Below are 17,942 nucleotides of genomic sequence, written 5' to 3' on the forward strand. Positions count from 1 at the left end.
GTCGTCGCCGCCTTTCTGGTGGTGCGCCGGGTCGCGCCCGCGCTGACGCCGCATCTGCTGGTGCTCGTGGCGGCCGTCTTCTGCCTCTCGGCAGGTCCGTGGTCGCTGGCGTTCCTGGCGGGCTCGCTCGTGGGCAACTACCTCGTGGTGAGACGGCTCCGCGCCCTTGACCCGGCGTCGGCGGGCCACAAATTTCTCCTGGCGTGCGCGATCCTGGTCAACGTGGGGACGCTGGCGACCTTCAAGCTGGCTCAGGAGTGGGCCGACGGCGCCCCGGGCGCGGCGGCGGTCGTGCTGCCCTTGGGCCTGGCCTTCTACACCCTGCAGCAGATCACCTTTCTGGTCGACGCGCGACGGCGGGAGGTTCCCATGATGGGGTTCGTCCATCACGCCGCATGGGGCAGTTTCTTCGCCCAGCTGACGGCTGGCCCCATCGGCGCCTGGCGTCGCACGGCCCCCCAGTACGCCCGCCTCGGCGAGCGGGCGCCGGCCCCGGCGGACGTGGCGCGGGGCGCGGCTCTGGTGCTGCTGGGGTTCAACAAGAAGCTCTGGCTGGCGGATCCCGTCGGCCGGATCGTCGACCCCATCGTGACGGGGGCCGCCCTCGGCGCGGTCTCGCCTCTGGAGGCGTGGACGGCGGCCTGGGGCTACATGCTGCAGCTGTATTTCGACTTCTCGGCCTATTCCGACATCGCCATCGGGGCGGGGCTTTGCCTGGGGCTGCTGCTCCCGGTCAATTTCAACTCGCCGCTGAAGTCGGCGACTCCCGGTCAGTATGTGATGCGGTGGCACATGAGCCTGATGGCCTTCGTCCGGGACTATGTGTTCGAGCCCGTCTTCAGGCTGGCGCGGAGACTTCCTCTCCAGCCCATGGAGGTGCGCTATTCCGCGGCCTGGGCCGTCGCGACCCTGCTGTCGTATCTGGCCGTCGCCGCATGGCACACCGTGGCCATCGTTCCGCTTCTGCAGGGTCTGGCGGTCGCCGTCCTGCTGATCGCTCTGCAGATGTTTCGACAGGCGTCGGCGAAGAAGCCCCGCACGGCGAACCGGGCCACGCGGGCCGCGCGGCGCGTCGGAGGCCAGCTCCTGCTTCTGGTCGGCGTGTCCATCTTCGCCCTGATGCTGCGGACGCGCGGCGAAGGCGCCTTGGCGCAGATCCTGCCGGCGTTGGTCGACACGGGCGGCATGGCCGAGCTGTGGACCGCCGTGACGACGCGCCTCCACGACGTCGCGGCGGGTGACGCTTCGCAGGCCTGGCCCGGCCTCTATCCGCACGCCCGCCTCTCCGCCCTGCCCACCTTGGCGGTGATGTCCATCGCCACGGGGGTGGCCCTTGCGCTGCCCAACAGCATGCAGATCATGCGGGTGGTCCCGCCGCCGCCCGGAGCCGGAGGAATCGCCTGGCGCCCGTCCGCGGCGTGGGGGGCGACGACGACCTTACTGCTCTTCGCGGCCGTGGTCGGCCTGACCCGGCCGCACGGAGCCGACGGTTTCATATATGCCCAGTTCTGATCCTCCGCCGTCCCTCGGTCGGGCCTACTGGACCGGTCTGCTCGCCATGCTGACGCCGGTTTCGATCGTGGTCGCCTTCAACGTGCTGACGGATCCGACGGGAGAGTTCGGGCAATCCGGGCGATACGCCTTCAACCGCAGCCCGCCCCAGGCGGTGCTCGCCCGCGGCAGGGCAGGGGGCAATCCCGCCTTCCACACGCGCGCGCTGAGGGAAACCGGGGCCACGCGCTTCCTCGTCGGCGCCTCCAGGACGTCTTTCGGCTTCGACACCTGCGGCCGGCCGGACGTCCTGAAGGTGGCCGGTGCGGCGTGGGCGACGCCGGAGTATCGACAGGCGCTGAAACTGATCCTCGCCGGCAGGCGGGACCCCGTCGGCGTCTACTTCGAGGTGGGAATGCCGACGACGACCCCGCCGGTCGTGGGGGACCCCCTGCGCGCCGCCGTGTCGGCGGCCCTCTCGCCGCGGACCACGCTCGACGGCGTCCGGACGATCGCGCACAGCCTGTCGTCGCGCGGGACCGCCCCCGCCTACGTTGCGTGCATCGGGTCCGCCCGCGCTCCGGACTGGCCCGCGGCCGACCTGCTGGCTCGTCAGGCCACAGCGCTCCTCGACCTCTCCAGCGAGGCCCTGAAGCGCGACGAGCGCGAGCTGCTGCGCATCGCGGACCTCGCGGATGCGACCTGCGCCCGCGCCGGCGTTCGCCATGAGGTGGTTTTCTATGCCTTGCCCAGCTCGCCGGCGACGGCGCTGACGGCGGCGCAGTCGGACCTCTTCGACCGCCACGCCCGTCGCCTGGCGCGCGTCTTCGCCGACCGTGCCGCGGCGCCGGAGGGCTGCCGCATCCTGTTCGTCGATCTGGCCAACCATCCGCCGGGCGGCCCCGACGGCCCGGGATCCTGGCAGGAGCGGAGGCACTGGAACGACCACACCCACTTCTCCCCCCGGCTCGGCGCATACGCGCTGGAGGCGCTGCTGGATGCGCCTCACCCCGTCGACGCCGACCCTTCAGGCAGGACCGCAGCGTGACCCTCAGGTCGACGCCCGGCGCGACATGACGCCGGCTCGGGCGCGGGCGTTCAGTACGTCATGCGTCCCGTCGGAACCACGCCATGAACAGGCGGAACAGCCAGCTGCCCTGGCGGTCGTCGGCGCGCACATGCGCACGGCGGCCACGGCCCTTGTAGTCCTTCACCAACATGAAAAACCCTCATTTCAGAGAAGCTGAACCCGGGAAGTGAGGGTCGGTTCCGAGGTTTTCAGGCGCGCCGCCCCGATCGTCTCCCGCTGGCGGGATCCACCCAGATCTGTGAGGGCGCGAACGACGCGCCGCCCCGACGCCCGGCACCCGGTGCGCCCGGTCCCGGGGGCGGGCGGAATGCGACCCATCAGGTAGCGATTGCCCCCGAATGCCCGGACCGCGTCAGAGCCGCTGGCGGAGCCGGCTAACGGGAATGACGGTGGCGGAGAGGGGGGGATTCGAACCCCCGGTACCCGTAAAGGCACGCCGCATTTCGAGTGCGGTACATTCAACCACTCTGCCACCTCTCCGCGGCGCCGAAGCTTCGGTTGAAGGACGGCTTCTCTAGTCGGCGCCGCGCCGGGCCGCAAGGCCGTTTTCGTCAGCGCAGGGTCGGCAGCGGCAGGCCGGGCGCCTGGCCGTCGGCGGGGGTCAGGCCCGTGGCGCGGAACAGGGCCGCGGGACGCCCGCCGGTTCCCGTCGAGGCGGCCCCGGTCGCGGCGACCAGGCCCGTGCGCTCCACGCCGCGGCGGAAGTTCTGCTTGTGCAGGGCGACGCCCGCGACGGCCTCGGCCGCCGCCTGCAGCTGAGACAGGGTGAAGGCGTCGGGCATCAGGTCGAACAGCACCGGTCGATAGCGCAGCTTGGACCGCAGACGTCCCAGACCGGTGGCCAGGATGCGGCGGTGATCCGACGCCATGGCCCGGCCCGGCGCCGTGGTGGGCGGCGGACGGTCGGCGTCGCGGGCGGCTTCGGCCACGACGCCTGCCTCATACAGCAGCTCATAACGCTCCAGAACGCGCCCTTCGGCCCAGCGCGCCTCGCCCCCGGCGAACAGCGATCCCGCCCGGCTGCGGCGAACGGGATCGGATCCGGCCCATGCGGCCAGCGCCGCGTCGATCGCCTCCTGTGCGGCCGGCGGTCCGCCGCGACGGTCCTCCCACGGGAAGAAGTCCAGCACGGGCGTCCAGCGCGCGTCGCTGCCCGGCGGGTCGGCCGCCTCGGACGTCAGGGCCAGATAGCCGATCGAGACCTCGCGCGCGCCCGTCGGACCGGGCGTCGCCCGCGGGCTGTCGCGCCCGGCGTCGCCGAAGGTGTAGAGCTGTTCCACAAAGCCGAGCCGGAAGCCCGTCTGCGCCGTCACGAAATCGCGCAGGGCCCGCTCGAACGTGCGGTCGTGGACGGGATCGAACGGTCCGAAGGGCAGGGCGGCCGGCCCGTCGTCCGCGCTGGTGGTCAGCACGCAGGCCCGCCCGTCGCGGATCGCCATGATCACGGCGGACAGGCCGATGCGCACGCCCTGACCCGCCATGCTCACTCCGTGTGCCAGGCGTCCGCGCCCGCGACCGTTCCCATGGCCTCCGCCAGGGTGCGGTAGCGTTCGACGTAGCGCGCCTGCGCCTCTGGCGCGCTCAGCGGGGTGATGTGCAGGTCGTATGCCGGCGGCGGGGCGCCGAAGAAGCCCAGCGCCTCCTCCTCTGAAAAGCCCGCCAGCTGGGTCGCCTCGAAGAAGGCGCACGCCTTGTCCGCTTCCTTGATCAGCTTCTTGATCTCGACCGGGTTCTTCGCCGGCAGGCCGAAGCGGATGTGAATGGCGTGCTCCAGACGCGCCTCGAAATCCTTGTAGCTGACGCCCAGCGCCGCCTTGAACGGCGAGATCATGTCGCCGATCACGTATTCGGAGGCGTCGTGCAGCAGGGCGGCCAGCCGCCATTTCGGCGCGATGCCGGGGCGGATGTGCGCGACGATCTCCTCCACCACCACGCTGTGCTGCGCCACGGAGAAAGCGTGCTCGCCGATCGTCTGGCCGTTCCAGCGCGCCACGCGCGCCAGGCCGTGGGCGATGTCCTCGATCTCGATGTCGAAGGGCGAGGGGTCCAGCAGGTCCAGCCGGCGGCCGGACAGCATGCGCTGCCAGGCGCGGGCCTGCGGCTTGCGCGGCGGTCTGGGGACGGACTTCGGATTGGCGGGGGCGCGGGTGGGCAAGGCGGCTCCTGACGTCGGCGGGTCAGGTGACGCAATGCGGCGCGCGGATCAATCCCCGACGTTCAGCGACACCAGCGCCTCGGCGTCCTCGAAGGCCGCTTCCTTGTCGTCGTTCTTGGAGCGCACCAGCGCGGCCACAAGCGGTCCGCCTTGTGGCCCGCGGGCCTCATAGCCGACCAGTCTCCAGCCGGTCGCGGCGTCGTCGCCGTCCGTCAGGATCCACTTGGCGCGCGTCGCGTCGCCCTGGGCGCGCACGCGGACCTCGGCCCCGCCTTCGTCGGCGCGCACGCTGACGCTGTCGTCCGACGCGGACGCCGCCGCACCGGCCGTCGCGCCCGGGGAATCGTTTTTCGCCTCGATGCGGAAGCCGCCGATCCGGACGTCGGCGTTTTCGCCTTCGGCGTCCACACTGACGCCCGGCAGGCGGACGGAGGCGCGGTCGCCGTCGGCGTTCACCGCGACCTGCGGGCCCTCGCCGGTGGGGCCGCCCGAGATGTCGCGACGCAGCTCGCTTTCAAGACCCTCCAGAACGGACGTCGGGTCGCCGTCCAGCCGGATCAGGCGAAGCTGCACCGAAGAGCCGCGCGGCCCGACGTACCAGCAGGTCGTGCCGCCGTCCGTGGCCGCGCCCTTGCGCGTCAGTTCGCCCTGGACCTCCGGACACTGCAGCGTTTCGACCACCTTCAGCACGCCGCGCGGCTTGTCCCCGGAATCGCCGGTCGAGATGCTGACCGAGCGCTGCCCGTCGCAGGCGGCCACGCCGAAGACGGCCACGGCGAGCAGGGGAAGCAGGGGGGTGCGAAGGCGCATGATGAAGTCTTCCTTTGAGCGCATCCTGCGCCGATCGCGCGGCATATCCAGTGAAATCGGGGTAATCGCCGTGTCGCTCAGGCGCCCGGACGGCGCCCCTCGCCTCGGGCCAGAAAGGCCAGGCGTTCGAACAGGTGCACGTCCTGCTCGTTCTTCAGCAGGGCGCCGTGCAGCGGCGGGATCAGCTTGCCGGGCGTCTTTTCCCGCAGGGTCTCGGGCGCCACGTCGTCCACCAGCAGCAGCTTCAGCCAGTCCAGCAGTTCCGAGGTCGACGGCTTCTTCTTCAGGCCCGGCGTCTCGCGGATCTCGTAGAAGGTCTTCAGCGCCTCGGCCACCAGCCGCTTCTTGATGCCGGGGAAGTGCACCTCGACGATCGCCTCCATCGTCGCGGCGTCCGGGAAGCGGATGTAGTGGAAGAAGCAGCGGCGCAGGAAAGCGTCCGGCAGCTCCTTTTCGTTGTTCGACGTGATGATGACGATGGGCCGGACCTCGGCGCGGATCGTCTCGTCCGTCTCCTGCACGTAGAACTCCATCCGGTCGAGTTCCTGCAGCAGGTCGTTCGGGAACTCGATGTCCGCCTTGTCGATCTCGTCGATCAAGAGCACCGGCCGTACGGGGGAGGTGAAGGCCTCCCACAGCTTGCCCTTCCTGAGATAGTTGCGGACGTCGTGGACGCGCGCCTCCCCCAGCTGGCTGTCGCGCAGGCGGCTGACGGCGTCGTATTCATACAGGCCGTTGTGCGCCTTGGTCGTCGACTTGACGTGCCAGGTGATCAGCGGCGCGTCCAGCGCGCCGGCGATCTCGTACGCCAGCACCGTCTTGCCGGTGCCGGGCTCGCCCTTGATGAGCAGCGGCCGCTCCAGCGCGACGGCGGCGTCGACCGCCATCCGCAGGTCGTCTGTCGCGACGTAGTTGGACGTGCCTTCGAAACGGCGGCGTTCGGCCATGCGGCGGGCTCTCCCTGATGCGGGATCAGGACTAGCCCGTAACGCGGGAGGTTAACAGCGTTCAGGTGATGCGCTTGGGGCTCACCGGATCACTTGCGGGGAAGGTCTCCTCGATGCCTTCGTCGATCAGCGCCTCCTGACGGTCCTCGGCATCCTTCAGGTGCGGCTTCAGCTGATCGGGCTTCTTGTGGTCCTCGGGGCGCGCGTCGCTCATCGGGGCATCTCCTGAACGGGTTGATCGTCGGGCGCATAGCCCAGGTCGGCGATGTCGTCGTCCGCCAGTCGCCGCGACTCCCAGTGCGCCGCGCTCGCCTGGGCGCCGCGCTCGTCCTCCATCAGGCCTGAGTAGACCAGCTCCACTTCGTCGGGCGCGGTGTCCGGCTCGCCGTCGTCGTCGCCTTCGCTCTCGCCTTCGGCCAGCAGGGCGTCGGCCTCGGCCTCCAGGCTTTCGCGCGTCTGCAGGCCCTCATCGTCCTCGTCCAGATCGTCGTCGTCGACGTCGGGGTCGTCGGAATCGTCCTCGTCCTCATCGGCGTCGCCGTCGGCCTGGGTGGCGTCGAACACGGGATCCAGCTCGTCGAGCAACATCTCCGTCTCGCCGTCGTCGTCGAGATGGGTCTCGTCGAAGACCTCGGCCTGATCCTGTTCGTCGATGTCCGGCATGTCGTTCTCCTGTCGGGGAGAACAACGGGTCGCGTCAGGCGGCGTTCCCGCCGCGCTTCGCCACTTCGACGTCCAGCGCCGCCCGCACCTCCGCTATGCACGCCGGCCAGCCGTCGAACGCGCGTTTGAACAGCCGCGTCCGCGGATAGAAGGGGTACCGGTCCGTGTTCAGCAGATGCCAGTCGTCCGGCGCCGTCAGCATCCAAACGTTCGCGCCCACGGCCGAGGCGATGTTCGTCCCTGCGATGCCGGGTCCGACCACCAGGTCCAGGGCGCACGACATGGCCGCCAGATCCTCCAGGTCGTCCTTCAGGTCGAACGGCGGGGTCCAGATCCGCACGCCCGCCGCCTCCGCCAGCGCCAGATCGGCGCTCACGTCGCCGCACTGCAGATTGACCATCACCGTCCCCGGCGTCTCCAGCACCGGGCGCCACCGGTCGAAGCTGGAGAAGTAGCGTCCGCGCGATCCGCTCAGGATCAGGCTCTTCCAGTGCAGGCCGACCTTCAGGCCCGGGCTGAGCGCCCGCAGTTCCGCCTTCCATCCCGCGACCCGCTCAGGGTCGGGCGTCAGATAGCCGGCGCGGTCGGGAAAGCTGTCGACCGACGGGCGGAACTCCGCCAGCAGGGTCGCCATCGGCGTCCAGAAGTCGATCGGCCTGGCGTCGTCGGGGCGCTCGTCCACCTCCGGCACTATGCGGTGCAGGCGGCCGTTGATGCGCACGGTGCGGTGCCCGACGACCTTCGCGGTCGGAAAGCTGCGCTGGAAAAGGCTCACCAGCCGCGGCTCGACGGCGATGTGGACCTCGCCGTCCGGTCCCACGGCCTCGATCACGTCGCCGACGCAGCCGCCGAAAACCATCTCGTCCGCCAGGCCCTGTTCGCCGACGATCAGGATCGACCGCCCCGCAAGCGGCTCACCGGCGCGCCGCGGTGATCCGGTGACCACGTGCATGGCGTCCGGCATCTCCGGATCCAGCCGCACCTCGTATTCGTGGAAGCCCTCGGGAATGCGGCCGACGCCCATCAGGGTCATGGCCCGCGCCATGCGCATCATGGCGGTCTCATAGCCGGGCTCGGCGCCCTTCAGACCCGCCTCGAAATCCTCCAGCGCCCCGGCCAGATCGCCCAGCGGCTGGCGGGCGTTGGCGCGGTTGTACCGCGCCTTGGCCATGTCCGGCTCCAGCCGCAGCGCCTCCTCGAAGAAGGGCAAGCTCTCGGCCATCCGTCCCTGATCGCTCAGCACCGTGCCCAGGGTGTTCCACAGCAGGGCGCTGCCGGGCTCCACCTGAATCATGCCGCGCAGCAGATCGACGGCCTCGTCGTAGCGGTTCTGCTCGCGCAGCACGCAGGCCAGGTTGTTGGTCCCGTCGATGTGACCGGGCTCGGCCGCGAGGAATTTCTGCAGCAGCTTTTCGGCGATCTCCAGATGACCCAGCCGCTGCGCCAGCCGGCTGAGGTCGTGCGCGATCGCGGGGTCCTCGGGCAGCAGGGCCAGCGCCGCCTCATAGGCCTGTATGGCCTCGACGAACCGTCCCGCCTTCTCCTGACAGATCGCCAGCACGTGCCACGCCAGACCCGACTGCTCGTCGACCCGCAGCGCCTCCAGAGCCCGGTTTGCGCCGACGTCGAACTGGCGCAGGCGCATCGCCGCCACGGCGGCCTTCAGCAGCTCCATCAGCCGCTTCTGCTTCTTCAGCGCGCCGCCGCCGGCCAGATTGCGCGACAGCCGCCGGATGGCCTCGGCCGAGGCCGAATCGCCCGCCGTGCCCTGCGCCACGGGCGCGGGCGCATGGACCAGCGGCTGGTCGGTGACGTCCTGAACGGCGGTGGGGGCGGTCATGTCGGGCTCGCGCGGGAATCGAGGTGCGGTCCGCCCACGGTGCCCTGCCGCTTCACAAGACATGGTTAACCACGTCCGTTCATCCTGCGTGGACCGCGCCGCGCCTAGCGTGAGACCGCGCGGGCCGGGGAGAGCCGCACATGCCGCTGAAACTGTCGCTGAAACCGGGCGAGAAGTTCGTCCTGAACGGCGCCGTCGTCCAGAACGGCGACCGCCGCGGCGTGCTGATCCTGCAGAACAAGGCCAGCGTGCTGCGCGAGAAGGACATCATGCAGGTCGAGGACGTGAAGACCCCGGCCAGCCGCGTCTACTTCCCCGTCATGATGATGTATCTGGACGAGGCCGCCGCGCCGAAGGTCTACGACGAGTTCGCACGCCGCCTGACCGAGTTCATGAGCGCCACGCGCAACCCGGAAATCCTGAGCGAATGCGTCGCCGCCTCGCGACACGTGATGGCGCGGGAATACTACAAGGCCCTGATGTCGGCCCGGAAACTGGTGGATTACGAGGAACAGCTGTCGAATGTCGCTGCAGGCGTACAAGACCGCGGCCACGCGGGCTGAATCCCCGCGAGAGCTGGAATACCGGCTGTTCGGACAGGTCACGCGCGCGCTGATGCACGCCGCGACGGTTCCGGCTGAGGACATCGCCACCCGGATCGACGCGCTGGACTGGAACCGGCGCCTCTGGTCGACGCTGGCCACCGACTGCTCGGACCCGGACAACTCGCTGAACAATCCGCTGAAGGCCCAGATCATCTCCATCAGCCTGTTCGTCAGCCGTCACTCCTCCGCGGTGATGCGGGGTGAGGAAGATTTCGAGCCGCTGATCGACATCAACCGCATGGTGATGCAGGGCCTCGCCCCGACCGCTGAGGCGGCCTGATCCCTTCCTGACCGGGGAAGAATTGCCGGGCGGCATCGTCGCGCGGCTCCATGCTCAATGAAATCAACGTCCTGAGGCGGCATCCGTCTTGCGTCGTGCGCGGGCGAACCAGAACCGGTTCAGCGGCCAGAAGGCCGCCAGACCCCCCGACCAGAATGGAAGGACCCGACCATGAGCAACTCGGTCAACACCAACGTGGGCGCGCTCATCGCGCTCCAGAACCTGAACGCCACCAACGCCGAACTGGCGACGACCCAAGGCCGCATCAACACCGGCAAGAGGATCGCCAGCGTGAAGGACAACGGCGCCATCTGGGCCATCGCTCAGGGGCAACGTGCCGACATCGGCGCCCTGGGGGCGGTCAAACAGTCGCTCGACCGGGGCGTGGCCGCGGTCGACGTCGCATTGGCGGCGGGCGAGACGGTCTCCGACCTCTTGCTCCAGCTGAAGGAGAAGGCACTGGCGGCGACCGACGCGTCGCTGAAGACGGCGGCCCGGGCCGCGCTGAACGAGGACTTCAAGGCCATTCGCGACCAGATCGCGACGGTGACCAACAACGCCGAATTCAACGGGGTCAACCTGCTGAAGACCGGCGCCACGGGTTTCAGGGCCCTGGCGAACGCCCAAGGCAACGCCTCCATCACGGTGGCCGCCGAGGTGATGTCGCTGGGAGGCGCCATCGTCAGCGTCGCCACGACCCAGGCGATCGACACCCTGACCAAGGCGTCCAACGCCCTGACCGCGGTGAACAACTCGATCGACGCGGTGTCCGGCGCCCTGGCGCGTCTGGGCACCAAGTCCAAGGCCCTGACCACCCATCTGACGTTCGTCGGCAAGCTGACGGACTCGCTGGAGTCGGGCGTGGGCAACCTGGTGGACGCCGATCTGGCGAAGGAAAGCGCCAAGCTCCAGGCGCTGCAGACGAAGCAGCAGCTTGGGGTTCAGGCCCTGTCCATCGCCAACCAGACTCCGCAGCTGGTGCTGTCGCTGTTCCGGGGCTGACGCCCACGTGATCGGAAGGCCGGAGGGTTCGCCCTCCGGCCTTTTCGTCAGAACACGCGGACGATCATCTCCCACGTCGCCGTCAGGACGCGGCTGACGGTTTCCCAGACGATCCAGGTGAATGTCGCCATACCGGCCGACCCCACCCAGCCGACCAGCATCACCACACCGTCCTTCTGCATCAGGCCGAACCCGAACGCGGCGACGATCAGCGACGGCACCAGATTGAAACCGATCAGCGGCAGCATCAGCACGGCCGCCCAGATCACGCACATCAGGCCGATGAGCGCCTCCGACAGGTCGCCGCTCATGAAGCCCAGGCGCGGCCGGCTGAACCGTTCGACCCGCTCCAGCCGCGACTTCACCTTGGCCGCCGCCTCGGCGAAGGCGGGCCGCGGGATGTCGCGCTTCAGGATCCATCCGGGCAGCCACAGCTCGTCGCGGCGAAACAGCAGCTGCACGCCGATGATCAGGATCGGGATGCCCAGCAGGGTCGTCGTTCCCGGGATCACCCCGATCACCGCGCTGAGCAGGCCCAGGATCAGCAACAGCGCGCCGAACCCCCGCTCCCCGAACGTTCCGACCAGCTCGTGCATCGGCAGAACGGGATCGTTCACCGCGCCCACGTCGACCAGCACCTGCGAGAAGGGCCGCGCGCTGAAGGAGTTGGAGTGGTCGTTCATGGGGCCGCCGGCGAACAGGGTCGTCCGTCTCTAGGCGCGTCCCCGGTCGCCGCGCCACTTAAGAAATGGACAGGCGGTCAAAACAGGGCGGTCGCCCAGTCCAGACCGACGCGGGCGCTGGCGACGATCAGCCGCCACGCCACGATCAGCACCCCCACCGTCGCCGCCGTCAGCAGCCAGCCGACCAGCACCGCCAGCCCGTCCCGCTGCATCACGCCCAGCGCGAAGAAGCCGATCGCCACCGCCGGCAACAGGTTGGCGCCCCACACCGGCAGCACCAGCACGATCGCCAGGAACAGGCAGGCCAGGCCGATCAGGCCCTGACCGAACCCTCCGGTCAGAAAGAACATCCGGGGCCGCGACAGTCCCTCCGTGAACCGCACCGCCTTCATGACGCGCCGCGACAGCTTGCGGAAGGTCGCGCGCGAGACCGATGCCCGCTCCATCCACTCCGGCAGCCAGATCGCGTCCCGGCCCGACGCCAGTTCCAGCGACAGGAACAGCAGGGGGACGCCGGTCAGCGTGGTCCCGCCCGGTGGCCACGGCAGCATGTTGACGACGGCGAACAGAAGCATGACCGCCCCGAACGCCCGCTCGCCGAACGCCTCAACCACCTCGCCCAGCGCCAGCCGTTCGCGTTCGCGTGTGCCGATGCGCTCGATGACGTCGGAAAACGCCCTGGGCCGGCCGGTGGAGCTCTCGCACTGCCTCATGCGGCCAGACTAACGCCGGTCGTCGGCGCGCGTCAGTCCAGTTCACGTCCCATGTAGACGGCGCCGGCCCCGTAGCGCGCGACCTTGACGCGGAGGCTCTCCGGCAGCGGGCCGACCGGGCTCCACCCCAGCCGCGTCCAGAACGGCCCGGCGCCGTCGACCGCGATAAGCTCCGACCGCCGTGCCCGGGGATGAGCCTTGCGGCAGGCTTCGAGCAGCGCGCGCCCGACGCCCGTTCCGCGAGCGTGGGGCGCGACCGACAGGTCGTGGATGTACCAGACCGGCCCCTCGGCGACGGTCAACGTCACGTCCGGCGCCGGCGGGGCCGTGGAGGTCCACGGGTGGCTCAGCAGGTACCCGTCCAGCCGCCCGTCGGTCTCCGCGACCCGGCACCAGTCGGGCGCCACGCGGACGCGGCTGGCGAACGCCGCCTCGCCGTCGTGCAGATGCTCGGGATACCCCACGGCCTGAAGCGCGAGGGCGGCGGGCAGGTCGTCGACCCTGAAAGGGCGGATCACGCCCCCAGCAACTCGCGTCCGATCAGAAACCGCCGGATCTCGTTGGTGCCCGCGCCGATGTCGTACAGCTTGGCGTCGCGGACCAGCCGCTCGACCGGCCATTCCCTGGTGTAGCCCGCCCCGCCCAGCGCCTGGACCGCCTCCAGCGACACCTTCACGGCGTTCTCGCTGGCCAGCAGGATGGCGCCCGCGGCGTCGTATCGCGTCGTCTTGCCCTGATCGCAGGCACGCGCCACCGCATAGACGTAGGCCCGGGCGCTGTTCAGGGCCACGTACATGTCGGCCACTTTGGCCTGCATCAGCTGGAAGCTGCCGATCGGCTTGCCGAACTGCTTGCGGTCGCGGACGTAGGGCAGGACCACGTCCAGCGCCGCCTGCATGATCCCCAGCGGCCCGCCCGACAGAACCGCGCGCTCATAGTCCAGGCCGCTCATCAGCACGGCCGCGCCGCGCCCCTCGCCGCCCATGACGTTCTCTTCCGGAACCTCGCAGTCCTCGAACACCAGCTCCGCCGTGTCCGACCCGCGCATGCCCATCTTGTCCAGCTTCTTCGAGACGCTGAATCCCTTCATGGCCTTCTCGATCAGGAAAGCCGTGACCCCGCCGTTCCCGTCGCCGGTCCGGGCGTAGACGACCAGGGTCTCGGCGGTCGGGGAGTTGGTGATCCAGAACTTGGTGCCGTTCAGGACGTAGCGGTCGCCCTTCCGCTCGGCGCGCGTGCGCATCGACATGACGTCCGATCCGGAACCGGCCTCCGACATGGCCAGCGAGCCCAGATGCTCGCCGGAGATCAACTTTGGCAGATATTTCGCCTTCTGCTCGGGCGTGCCCCAGCGGCGGATCTGGTTGACGCACAGGTTGGAGTGGGCGCCGTAGCTCAGACCGATCGAGGCCGAGGCGCGCGACACCTCCTCCATCGCCACCACGTGCTCCAGATAGCCCATGCCCAGTCCGCCGAACTCTTCCTCGACGGTTATCCCGTGCAGGCCCAGCTCGCCCATCTCGGGCCACAGGTCGCGCGCGAACTCGTTCTTCTCGTCGATCTCGGCGGCGCGGGGGGCCAGCCTGTCGGCGGCCCAGCGGGCAGTGGTCTCCCGGATGGCGTCGGCGTTCTCGCCGAGGCCGAATTCCATGGATTGGGGCGCGAAAGGAATGCTCATGCCGCGCGGCGTAGCACCCTTCAGAACAGGCGTCAGCCCTTCCGTCGGGCGACCCGCACCCACAGGTGCCACGACGCCGCGCCGACGCAGACCGCGCCGATGACGGCCAGCGTCCAGGCCACCGCGGTGGTCTCGCCCATCGGCGACGGATCCTCCACCGCCACCCGGAAAGCGGCGGCCGAGACGGCGCAGGACACCAGCCCCAGCCCGCCCATGATCACGTACATGCCCGTCTCGCTCCAGTCGAAGCGGCGCGGCTCGGCGGGCTCCGCCTCGTGGCGCAGGATGGACGTCTGCGACGGTGCGTCGACGAACAGGGGGTCCTGCGCGGCGACGGGCGCCGGACGTTCCTCGTCGCCCCAGACCGGGCGGACCGGCGCTCCGTCGCTCTCGGGCGCGGGCGTCAGAACCAGCGGCTCGACCGCGGTCGTGGGGAAAGGCGACGCGGCCGGCTGCGGCCACGTTTCCGCGACCGGCTCCGCGGCGGGCGGCGCCTCGACCGCCACATCCGCAGGCGGCAGCGGCGCGGGCTTCATGTCCGTGGCCGGGGCGGGCGCGGAGCTCGCGGGTCCGAAACCGGGCAGGGGTCCCGTCACTGCGACGCCATAGGCCTGGCTCCACCGCGCGATGGGCGGTGGCGCGACGCGCTCGGCCGCCGGGGTCGGAGGCGGCGCTTCCGCGGCGGGCGGCGCTTCCGGCGCGAACGTCGGCATGACGACGTCGGGCGCGGATCCGGGCGCGGCGGCCTCCTCGGCCGGCGCACTGACGTCCGCTTCGCCCAGCAGGGCCGCGACCGCCGCCGCTCGCGCGTCGCCGGCGCCGGCGGGATCCGCCGTCGGCAGGGGGGCGGACAGCAGGTCGGCCAGAGCCACGGGTCGCTCAGGATCGGCCAGGAACAGGGCGCGTTCGGCGGCGCGGCGGCGCAGACCTGCCACCGCCGGTGACGGCTCGCTCCAGGCCAGCAGGGCCTCGGCCGCGGCGTCGAGCCGGCCCTCGGCCAGCCGCGCGTGCACGTCGGACGCCGTGAAACGTTCCGGCCCGACCGAGAAGGCGAAGCTGGCCAGGGCGTCGAACTGGTGAGTGTTCAGGTGGACGGGCAGGGCGTTCAGCGCCTGCACCACGGGCATCAGATCGTATTGCAGCAGCAGCTCGGCGTCGGCCTCGCCGACCGACAGGCCCTCGCGTGCCGACCTGCGGTGGCCATAACCGATGACCCAGCCGTCGCCGTCCCGCTCGGCCCGCGCGCGGAAGCCTTCGAAGCTCTTCAGCAGCACGACTCCCTCACGGGAGACCTTGCGGCGGGCGTTGGCGGCGGGCTCGGACACGGGGTGTTCCAGATCGGGACGACGGGTTTCGCTCACAAGGCGACGGAGCAAGCCCCGGGCCGGATCAGAGCAGCACCGCCGTCGCCAGCCCGAGGAAGATCAGGAAGCCGAAGAAATCCGTCGTCGCTGTGACGAACACCGCCGAGGACACCGCCGGATCCTGCTTCATCCTCGACAGGGTCAGCGGGGTCAGCACGCCCACCGACGCGGCGATGGCCAGATTCAGGATCATCGCCGCCGCGATCACGCCGCCGATGCGCCAGTCGCCCGACCACCACCCGGCCGCCACCCCGATCAACGGCGCCAGCACCAGCCCGTTGGCCAGCCCCACGGCCAGTTCGCGCAGGAACGTGCGGCGGGCGTTGGAGCTGTTCAGCTCGCGCGTCGCCAGCGCGCGCACCGTCACGGTCAGCGCCTGCGTCCCCGCATTGCCGCCGATGGCCGAGACGATCGGCATCAGCGCAGCCAGCGACACGATCTGCTCGATCGTCCCGCCGAAGAAGGCGATGACCGCCGCCCCCAGCGAGGCCGTCACCAGATTGATCGCCAGCCAGGGCACGCGGCCGCGCACGATCTCCGGCACCGTCGATCCGCGATCCTCGTCCGACACGCCGGCCAGACGCAGGATGTCCTCGCGGTTCTCCTCCTGAATGATGTTGACGATGTCGTCGACGGTGATCTGGCCCACCAGCCGTCCCGCCGCGTCGATCACGGGGGCCGAGATCAGGTGGTACTTCTCGAAGATGTAGGCGACCTCTTCCTGGTCCTGGTCGACGGTGATCTCATTCACCGGCTCCATGATGTCGGCCAGCGCGGTGGCGCGCGGCATGCGCAGCAGGCCGCTCACCGACACGCCGCCGACCGGACGGTTCAGCGGGTCGACCACATAGATGTCGAAGAACAGCTCCGGCAGATCCTCGCCCTGGGCGCGGATGTGGTCGATCGTGTCGCCGACGTTCCAGAACTGCGGCGCGGCCATCACCTCGCGCTGCATCAGGCGGCCCGCCGAATCCTCAGCATAGCCCAGCGAGCTTTCGATGGCCGCCCGCTCGACCTCGGGCATGGCGGCCAGCACCTTCTCGCGCTGATCCTCCTCCAGATCCTCGACGACCGCCGCCGCGTCGTCCGAATCCAGCTCCTGCAGCGCCTCTGCCAGCGTCAGGTGCGGAACGCGCTCCAGCACCTCCTCGCGAATGCCGTCGTCCAGCTCCGGCAGGGTCTCGGCCAGCAGTTCCGGGGGCAGCCATTGCACGACCACGGCGCGATGCTCGGCCGTCAGGAAACCCATGAGGTCGGCCACGTCGGCCGGGTGCAGATCCTCGGTCAGGTCTCGCAGGCGCAGGCCGTCGCCGTCGTCGGCGGCGTCGACCACCTTCTCCACGAAGACGGGCGTGAGGACGTAATCCTCGTCCAGCGGCTCGTGATCGACGTCGGGCGCAGGGAGGGCGATGGCGTCGGTGCTCACGCGTCGTCCTCCCGTTATGAATCAGCTCTCAGCCGATGTGCGTCCTCAAGAAAGTCGATGGTGCGGTCGAGAAGACTCGAACTTCCACTCCGGTTAGGGAACAGCGACCTCAACGCTGCGCGTCTACCAATTCCGCCACGACCGCTCGCATCGGAGCGGGGGCGATAGCCGAAAGGCGGGCGGAAGGGAAGGCCCGGGAACGTCGTCCGCCGGACATACGTTTGTTGCCCTCGAAGGAGATCGACATGCGTGACTTCCTGATGATCACCGCCGTGGCCGCCGCGGCGCTTGCGATGCCCGCCGCGGCGATCGCACAGAACGGCAACGGCAACGGCAAGGGCGGCGGAAACGGCGCTGGGCGTGGCCAGGCCGAGCGTGGCCCGGACCGCGACGGCGACGACCGCGGGCGCGGACGCGGCCAGGAGCGCGCCGAGCGCCGGGACGACGATCGCGGCCGCCGGGGCGACGATCGGCGCTGGGAGCGCGCCGAGGTGCGCGTCCAGCCCGGGGCGCGCGTAAGGGATCGCGACGACGACCGCCGCTGGGACGAGCGGGAGGTCCGCCGCGCGGTGCGGGACGGCGTGCCCGTGGTCGTCCTGCGCGACGCGCCCCGCAACGTCTACATCCAGGGGTGCCCGCCCGGGCTGGCGAAGAAGAACAACGGCTGTCTGCCTCCCGGTCAGGCGCGCCAGGTCGTCCGCGACGGCCGTGACTGGGACGACTGGTACTGGAGCCGCACGCGCGACGACGGCCGCTGGCGCTACGACGACGGCTACGTCTATCGCATATCGGACAACGGCGGCGTCGCCGGCTGGCTGCCGGTGCTCGGCGGGGCCCTCGGCCTGGGCTCGATCTGGCCGCAGCAGTACCAGTACGCGCCGGCGCCCCAGTACTACACTGACTACTGGCGCCTGAACGATCCCTACGACTACCGCTACGCCGACGGCGTGGTGTACGGCGTGGATCCGCAGAACCAGGCCATCAGCTCCGTCGTCGCCCTGCTGACCGGCCAGCAGTGGAACGTCGGTCAGCGCATGCCCGCCGGCTACGACGTCTACAACGTGCCTTACGCCTACCGGGGCCAATACGCGGACACGGCGGACAGCTGGTACCGCTACAACGACGGCTATGTGTACCAGGTCGATCCGACGACCCAGCTGGTGCAGGCCGTCATCCAGCTGCTGACCTGAGGGGG

Annotated in this window: 19 protein-coding genes and 2 tRNA genes; 6 read left to right on the forward strand and 15 right to left on the reverse strand. The window is 70.1% G+C overall.

What is annotated here, in order from left to right; all coding sequences use genetic code 11:
* Positions 1-21 precede the first annotated feature (21 nt).
* Positions 22-1,512 carry an MBOAT family O-acyltransferase gene (locus VGR32_RS08775; protein WP_327449844.1) on the forward strand — a complete coding sequence of 497 codons (1,491 nt, stop codon included), beginning with the start codon at positions 22-24 and terminating at the stop codon, positions 1,510-1,512.
* A complete protein-coding gene (locus VGR32_RS08780) occupies positions 1,499-2,539 on the forward strand; it encodes a hypothetical protein (RefSeq protein WP_327449845.1) in 1,041 nt (346 codons plus the stop codon). The genes VGR32_RS08775 and VGR32_RS08780 overlap by 14 nt, the downstream gene beginning before the upstream one ends.
* Positions 2,540-2,971: 432 nt before the next feature.
* On the opposite strand, the gene VGR32_RS08785 is transcribed toward VGR32_RS08780, so the two are convergent.
* From VGR32_RS08785 to VGR32_RS08820, 8 genes are all read right to left on the reverse strand, one after another.
* Positions 2,972-3,061 (reverse strand) — tRNA-Ser (locus VGR32_RS08785).
* Positions 3,062-3,132: 71 nt separating this feature from the next.
* Complete coding sequence (locus VGR32_RS08790) at positions 3,133-4,062, reverse strand: NUDIX hydrolase (protein ID WP_327449846.1); 930 nt, start codon at positions 4,060-4,062, stop codon at positions 3,133-3,135.
* Between the two features lie 2 nt (positions 4,063-4,064).
* Positions 4,065-4,658: an HD family hydrolase gene (locus VGR32_RS08795; RefSeq protein WP_327449901.1), complete on the reverse strand. Its 594-nt coding sequence runs from the start codon at positions 4,656-4,658 to the stop codon at positions 4,065-4,067.
* 126 nt (positions 4,659-4,784) lie between these two features.
* The gene (locus VGR32_RS08800; RefSeq protein WP_327449847.1) at positions 4,785-5,546 is read right to left on the reverse strand and encodes a methyltransferase type 11; all 762 of its coding nucleotides are present in this window, start codon (positions 5,544-5,546) and stop codon (positions 4,785-4,787) included.
* A 77-nt stretch (positions 5,547-5,623) separates the two neighbouring features.
* On the reverse strand, positions 5,624-6,493 hold the full coding sequence (locus VGR32_RS08805) for a MoxR family ATPase (protein ID WP_327449848.1): 870 nt from the start codon (positions 6,491-6,493) through the stop codon (positions 5,624-5,626).
* 61 nt (positions 6,494-6,554) lie between these two features.
* Positions 6,555-6,707 carry a hypothetical protein gene (locus VGR32_RS08810; protein ID WP_327449849.1) on the reverse strand — a complete coding sequence of 51 codons (153 nt, stop codon included), beginning with the start codon at positions 6,705-6,707 and terminating at the stop codon, positions 6,555-6,557.
* Positions 6,704-7,156 carry a hypothetical protein gene (locus VGR32_RS08815; RefSeq protein ID WP_327449850.1) on the reverse strand — a complete coding sequence of 151 codons (453 nt, stop codon included), beginning with the start codon at positions 7,154-7,156 and terminating at the stop codon, positions 6,704-6,706. Before VGR32_RS08815 ends, VGR32_RS08810 begins: the two co-directional genes overlap by 4 nt.
* A gap of 34 nt (positions 7,157-7,190) precedes the next feature.
* The gene (locus VGR32_RS08820; protein WP_327449851.1) at positions 7,191-8,996 is read right to left on the reverse strand and encodes a tetratricopeptide repeat protein; all 1,806 of its coding nucleotides are present in this window, start codon (positions 8,994-8,996) and stop codon (positions 7,191-7,193) included.
* A gap of 140 nt (positions 8,997-9,136) precedes the next feature.
* Here VGR32_RS08820 and flbT point away from each other — a divergent pair, with 140 nt between their 5' ends.
* The 3 genes from flbT to VGR32_RS08835 all read left to right on the forward strand — a co-directional run bounded on the left by flbT (position 9,137) and on the right by VGR32_RS08835 (position 10,883).
* On the forward strand, positions 9,137-9,559 hold the full coding sequence (flbT, locus tag VGR32_RS08825; protein WP_327449852.1) for a flagellar biosynthesis repressor FlbT: 423 nt from the start codon (positions 9,137-9,139) through the stop codon (positions 9,557-9,559).
* The gene (flaF, locus tag VGR32_RS08830; protein WP_327449853.1) at positions 9,519-9,881 is read left to right on the forward strand and encodes a flagellar biosynthesis regulator FlaF; all 363 of its coding nucleotides are present in this window, start codon (positions 9,519-9,521) and stop codon (positions 9,879-9,881) included. Before flbT ends, flaF begins: the two co-directional genes overlap by 41 nt.
* A 171-nt stretch (positions 9,882-10,052) precedes the next feature.
* Positions 10,053-10,883: a flagellin gene (locus VGR32_RS08835; RefSeq protein WP_327449854.1), complete on the forward strand. Its 831-nt coding sequence runs from the start codon at positions 10,053-10,055 to the stop codon at positions 10,881-10,883.
* A 47-nt stretch (positions 10,884-10,930) separates the two neighbouring features.
* On the opposite strand, the gene VGR32_RS08840 is transcribed toward VGR32_RS08835, so the two are convergent.
* The 7 genes from VGR32_RS08840 to VGR32_RS08870 form a co-directional block, all read right to left on the reverse strand.
* Complete coding sequence (locus tag VGR32_RS08840; protein WP_327449855.1) at positions 10,931-11,566, reverse strand: exopolysaccharide biosynthesis protein; 636 nt, start codon at positions 11,564-11,566, stop codon at positions 10,931-10,933.
* Between the two features lie 77 nt (positions 11,567-11,643).
* Positions 11,644-12,279 (reverse strand): exopolysaccharide biosynthesis protein, encoded by a 636-nt coding sequence (locus VGR32_RS08845; RefSeq protein ID WP_327449856.1) that lies wholly within the window; start codon positions 12,277-12,279, stop codon positions 11,644-11,646.
* A 32-nt stretch (positions 12,280-12,311) separates the two neighbouring features.
* Positions 12,312-12,797: a GNAT family N-acetyltransferase gene (locus VGR32_RS08850; RefSeq protein ID WP_327449857.1), complete on the reverse strand. Its 486-nt coding sequence runs from the start codon at positions 12,795-12,797 to the stop codon at positions 12,312-12,314.
* The gene (locus VGR32_RS08855) at positions 12,794-13,957 is read right to left on the reverse strand and encodes an isovaleryl-CoA dehydrogenase (protein WP_327449858.1); all 1,164 of its coding nucleotides are present in this window, start codon (positions 13,955-13,957) and stop codon (positions 12,794-12,796) included. Before VGR32_RS08855 ends, VGR32_RS08850 begins: the two co-directional genes overlap by 4 nt.
* 32 nt (positions 13,958-13,989) lie before the next feature.
* A complete protein-coding gene (locus tag VGR32_RS08860; protein ID WP_327449859.1) occupies positions 13,990-15,282 on the reverse strand; it encodes a glycoside hydrolase family protein in 1,293 nt (430 codons plus the stop codon).
* Between the two features lie 64 nt (positions 15,283-15,346).
* The gene (mgtE, locus tag VGR32_RS08865) at positions 15,347-16,747 is read right to left on the reverse strand and encodes a magnesium transporter (protein ID WP_327449860.1); all 1,401 of its coding nucleotides are present in this window, start codon (positions 16,745-16,747) and stop codon (positions 15,347-15,349) included.
* A 58-nt stretch (positions 16,748-16,805) separates the two neighbouring features.
* Positions 16,806-16,892, reverse strand: a tRNA-Leu gene (locus VGR32_RS08870).
* Positions 16,893-16,992: 100 nt separating this feature from the next.
* On the opposite strand from VGR32_RS08870, the gene VGR32_RS08875 reads away from it, so the two are divergent.
* On the forward strand, positions 16,993-17,937 hold the full coding sequence (locus tag VGR32_RS08875) for a hypothetical protein (RefSeq protein WP_327449861.1): 945 nt from the start codon (positions 16,993-16,995) through the stop codon (positions 17,935-17,937).
* Positions 17,938-17,942: the final 5 nt, after the last annotated feature.

The organism is Brevundimonas sp. (genome assembly GCF_035935935.1).
Taxonomy (GTDB): Bacteria; Pseudomonadota; Alphaproteobacteria; order Caulobacterales; family Caulobacteraceae; genus Brevundimonas.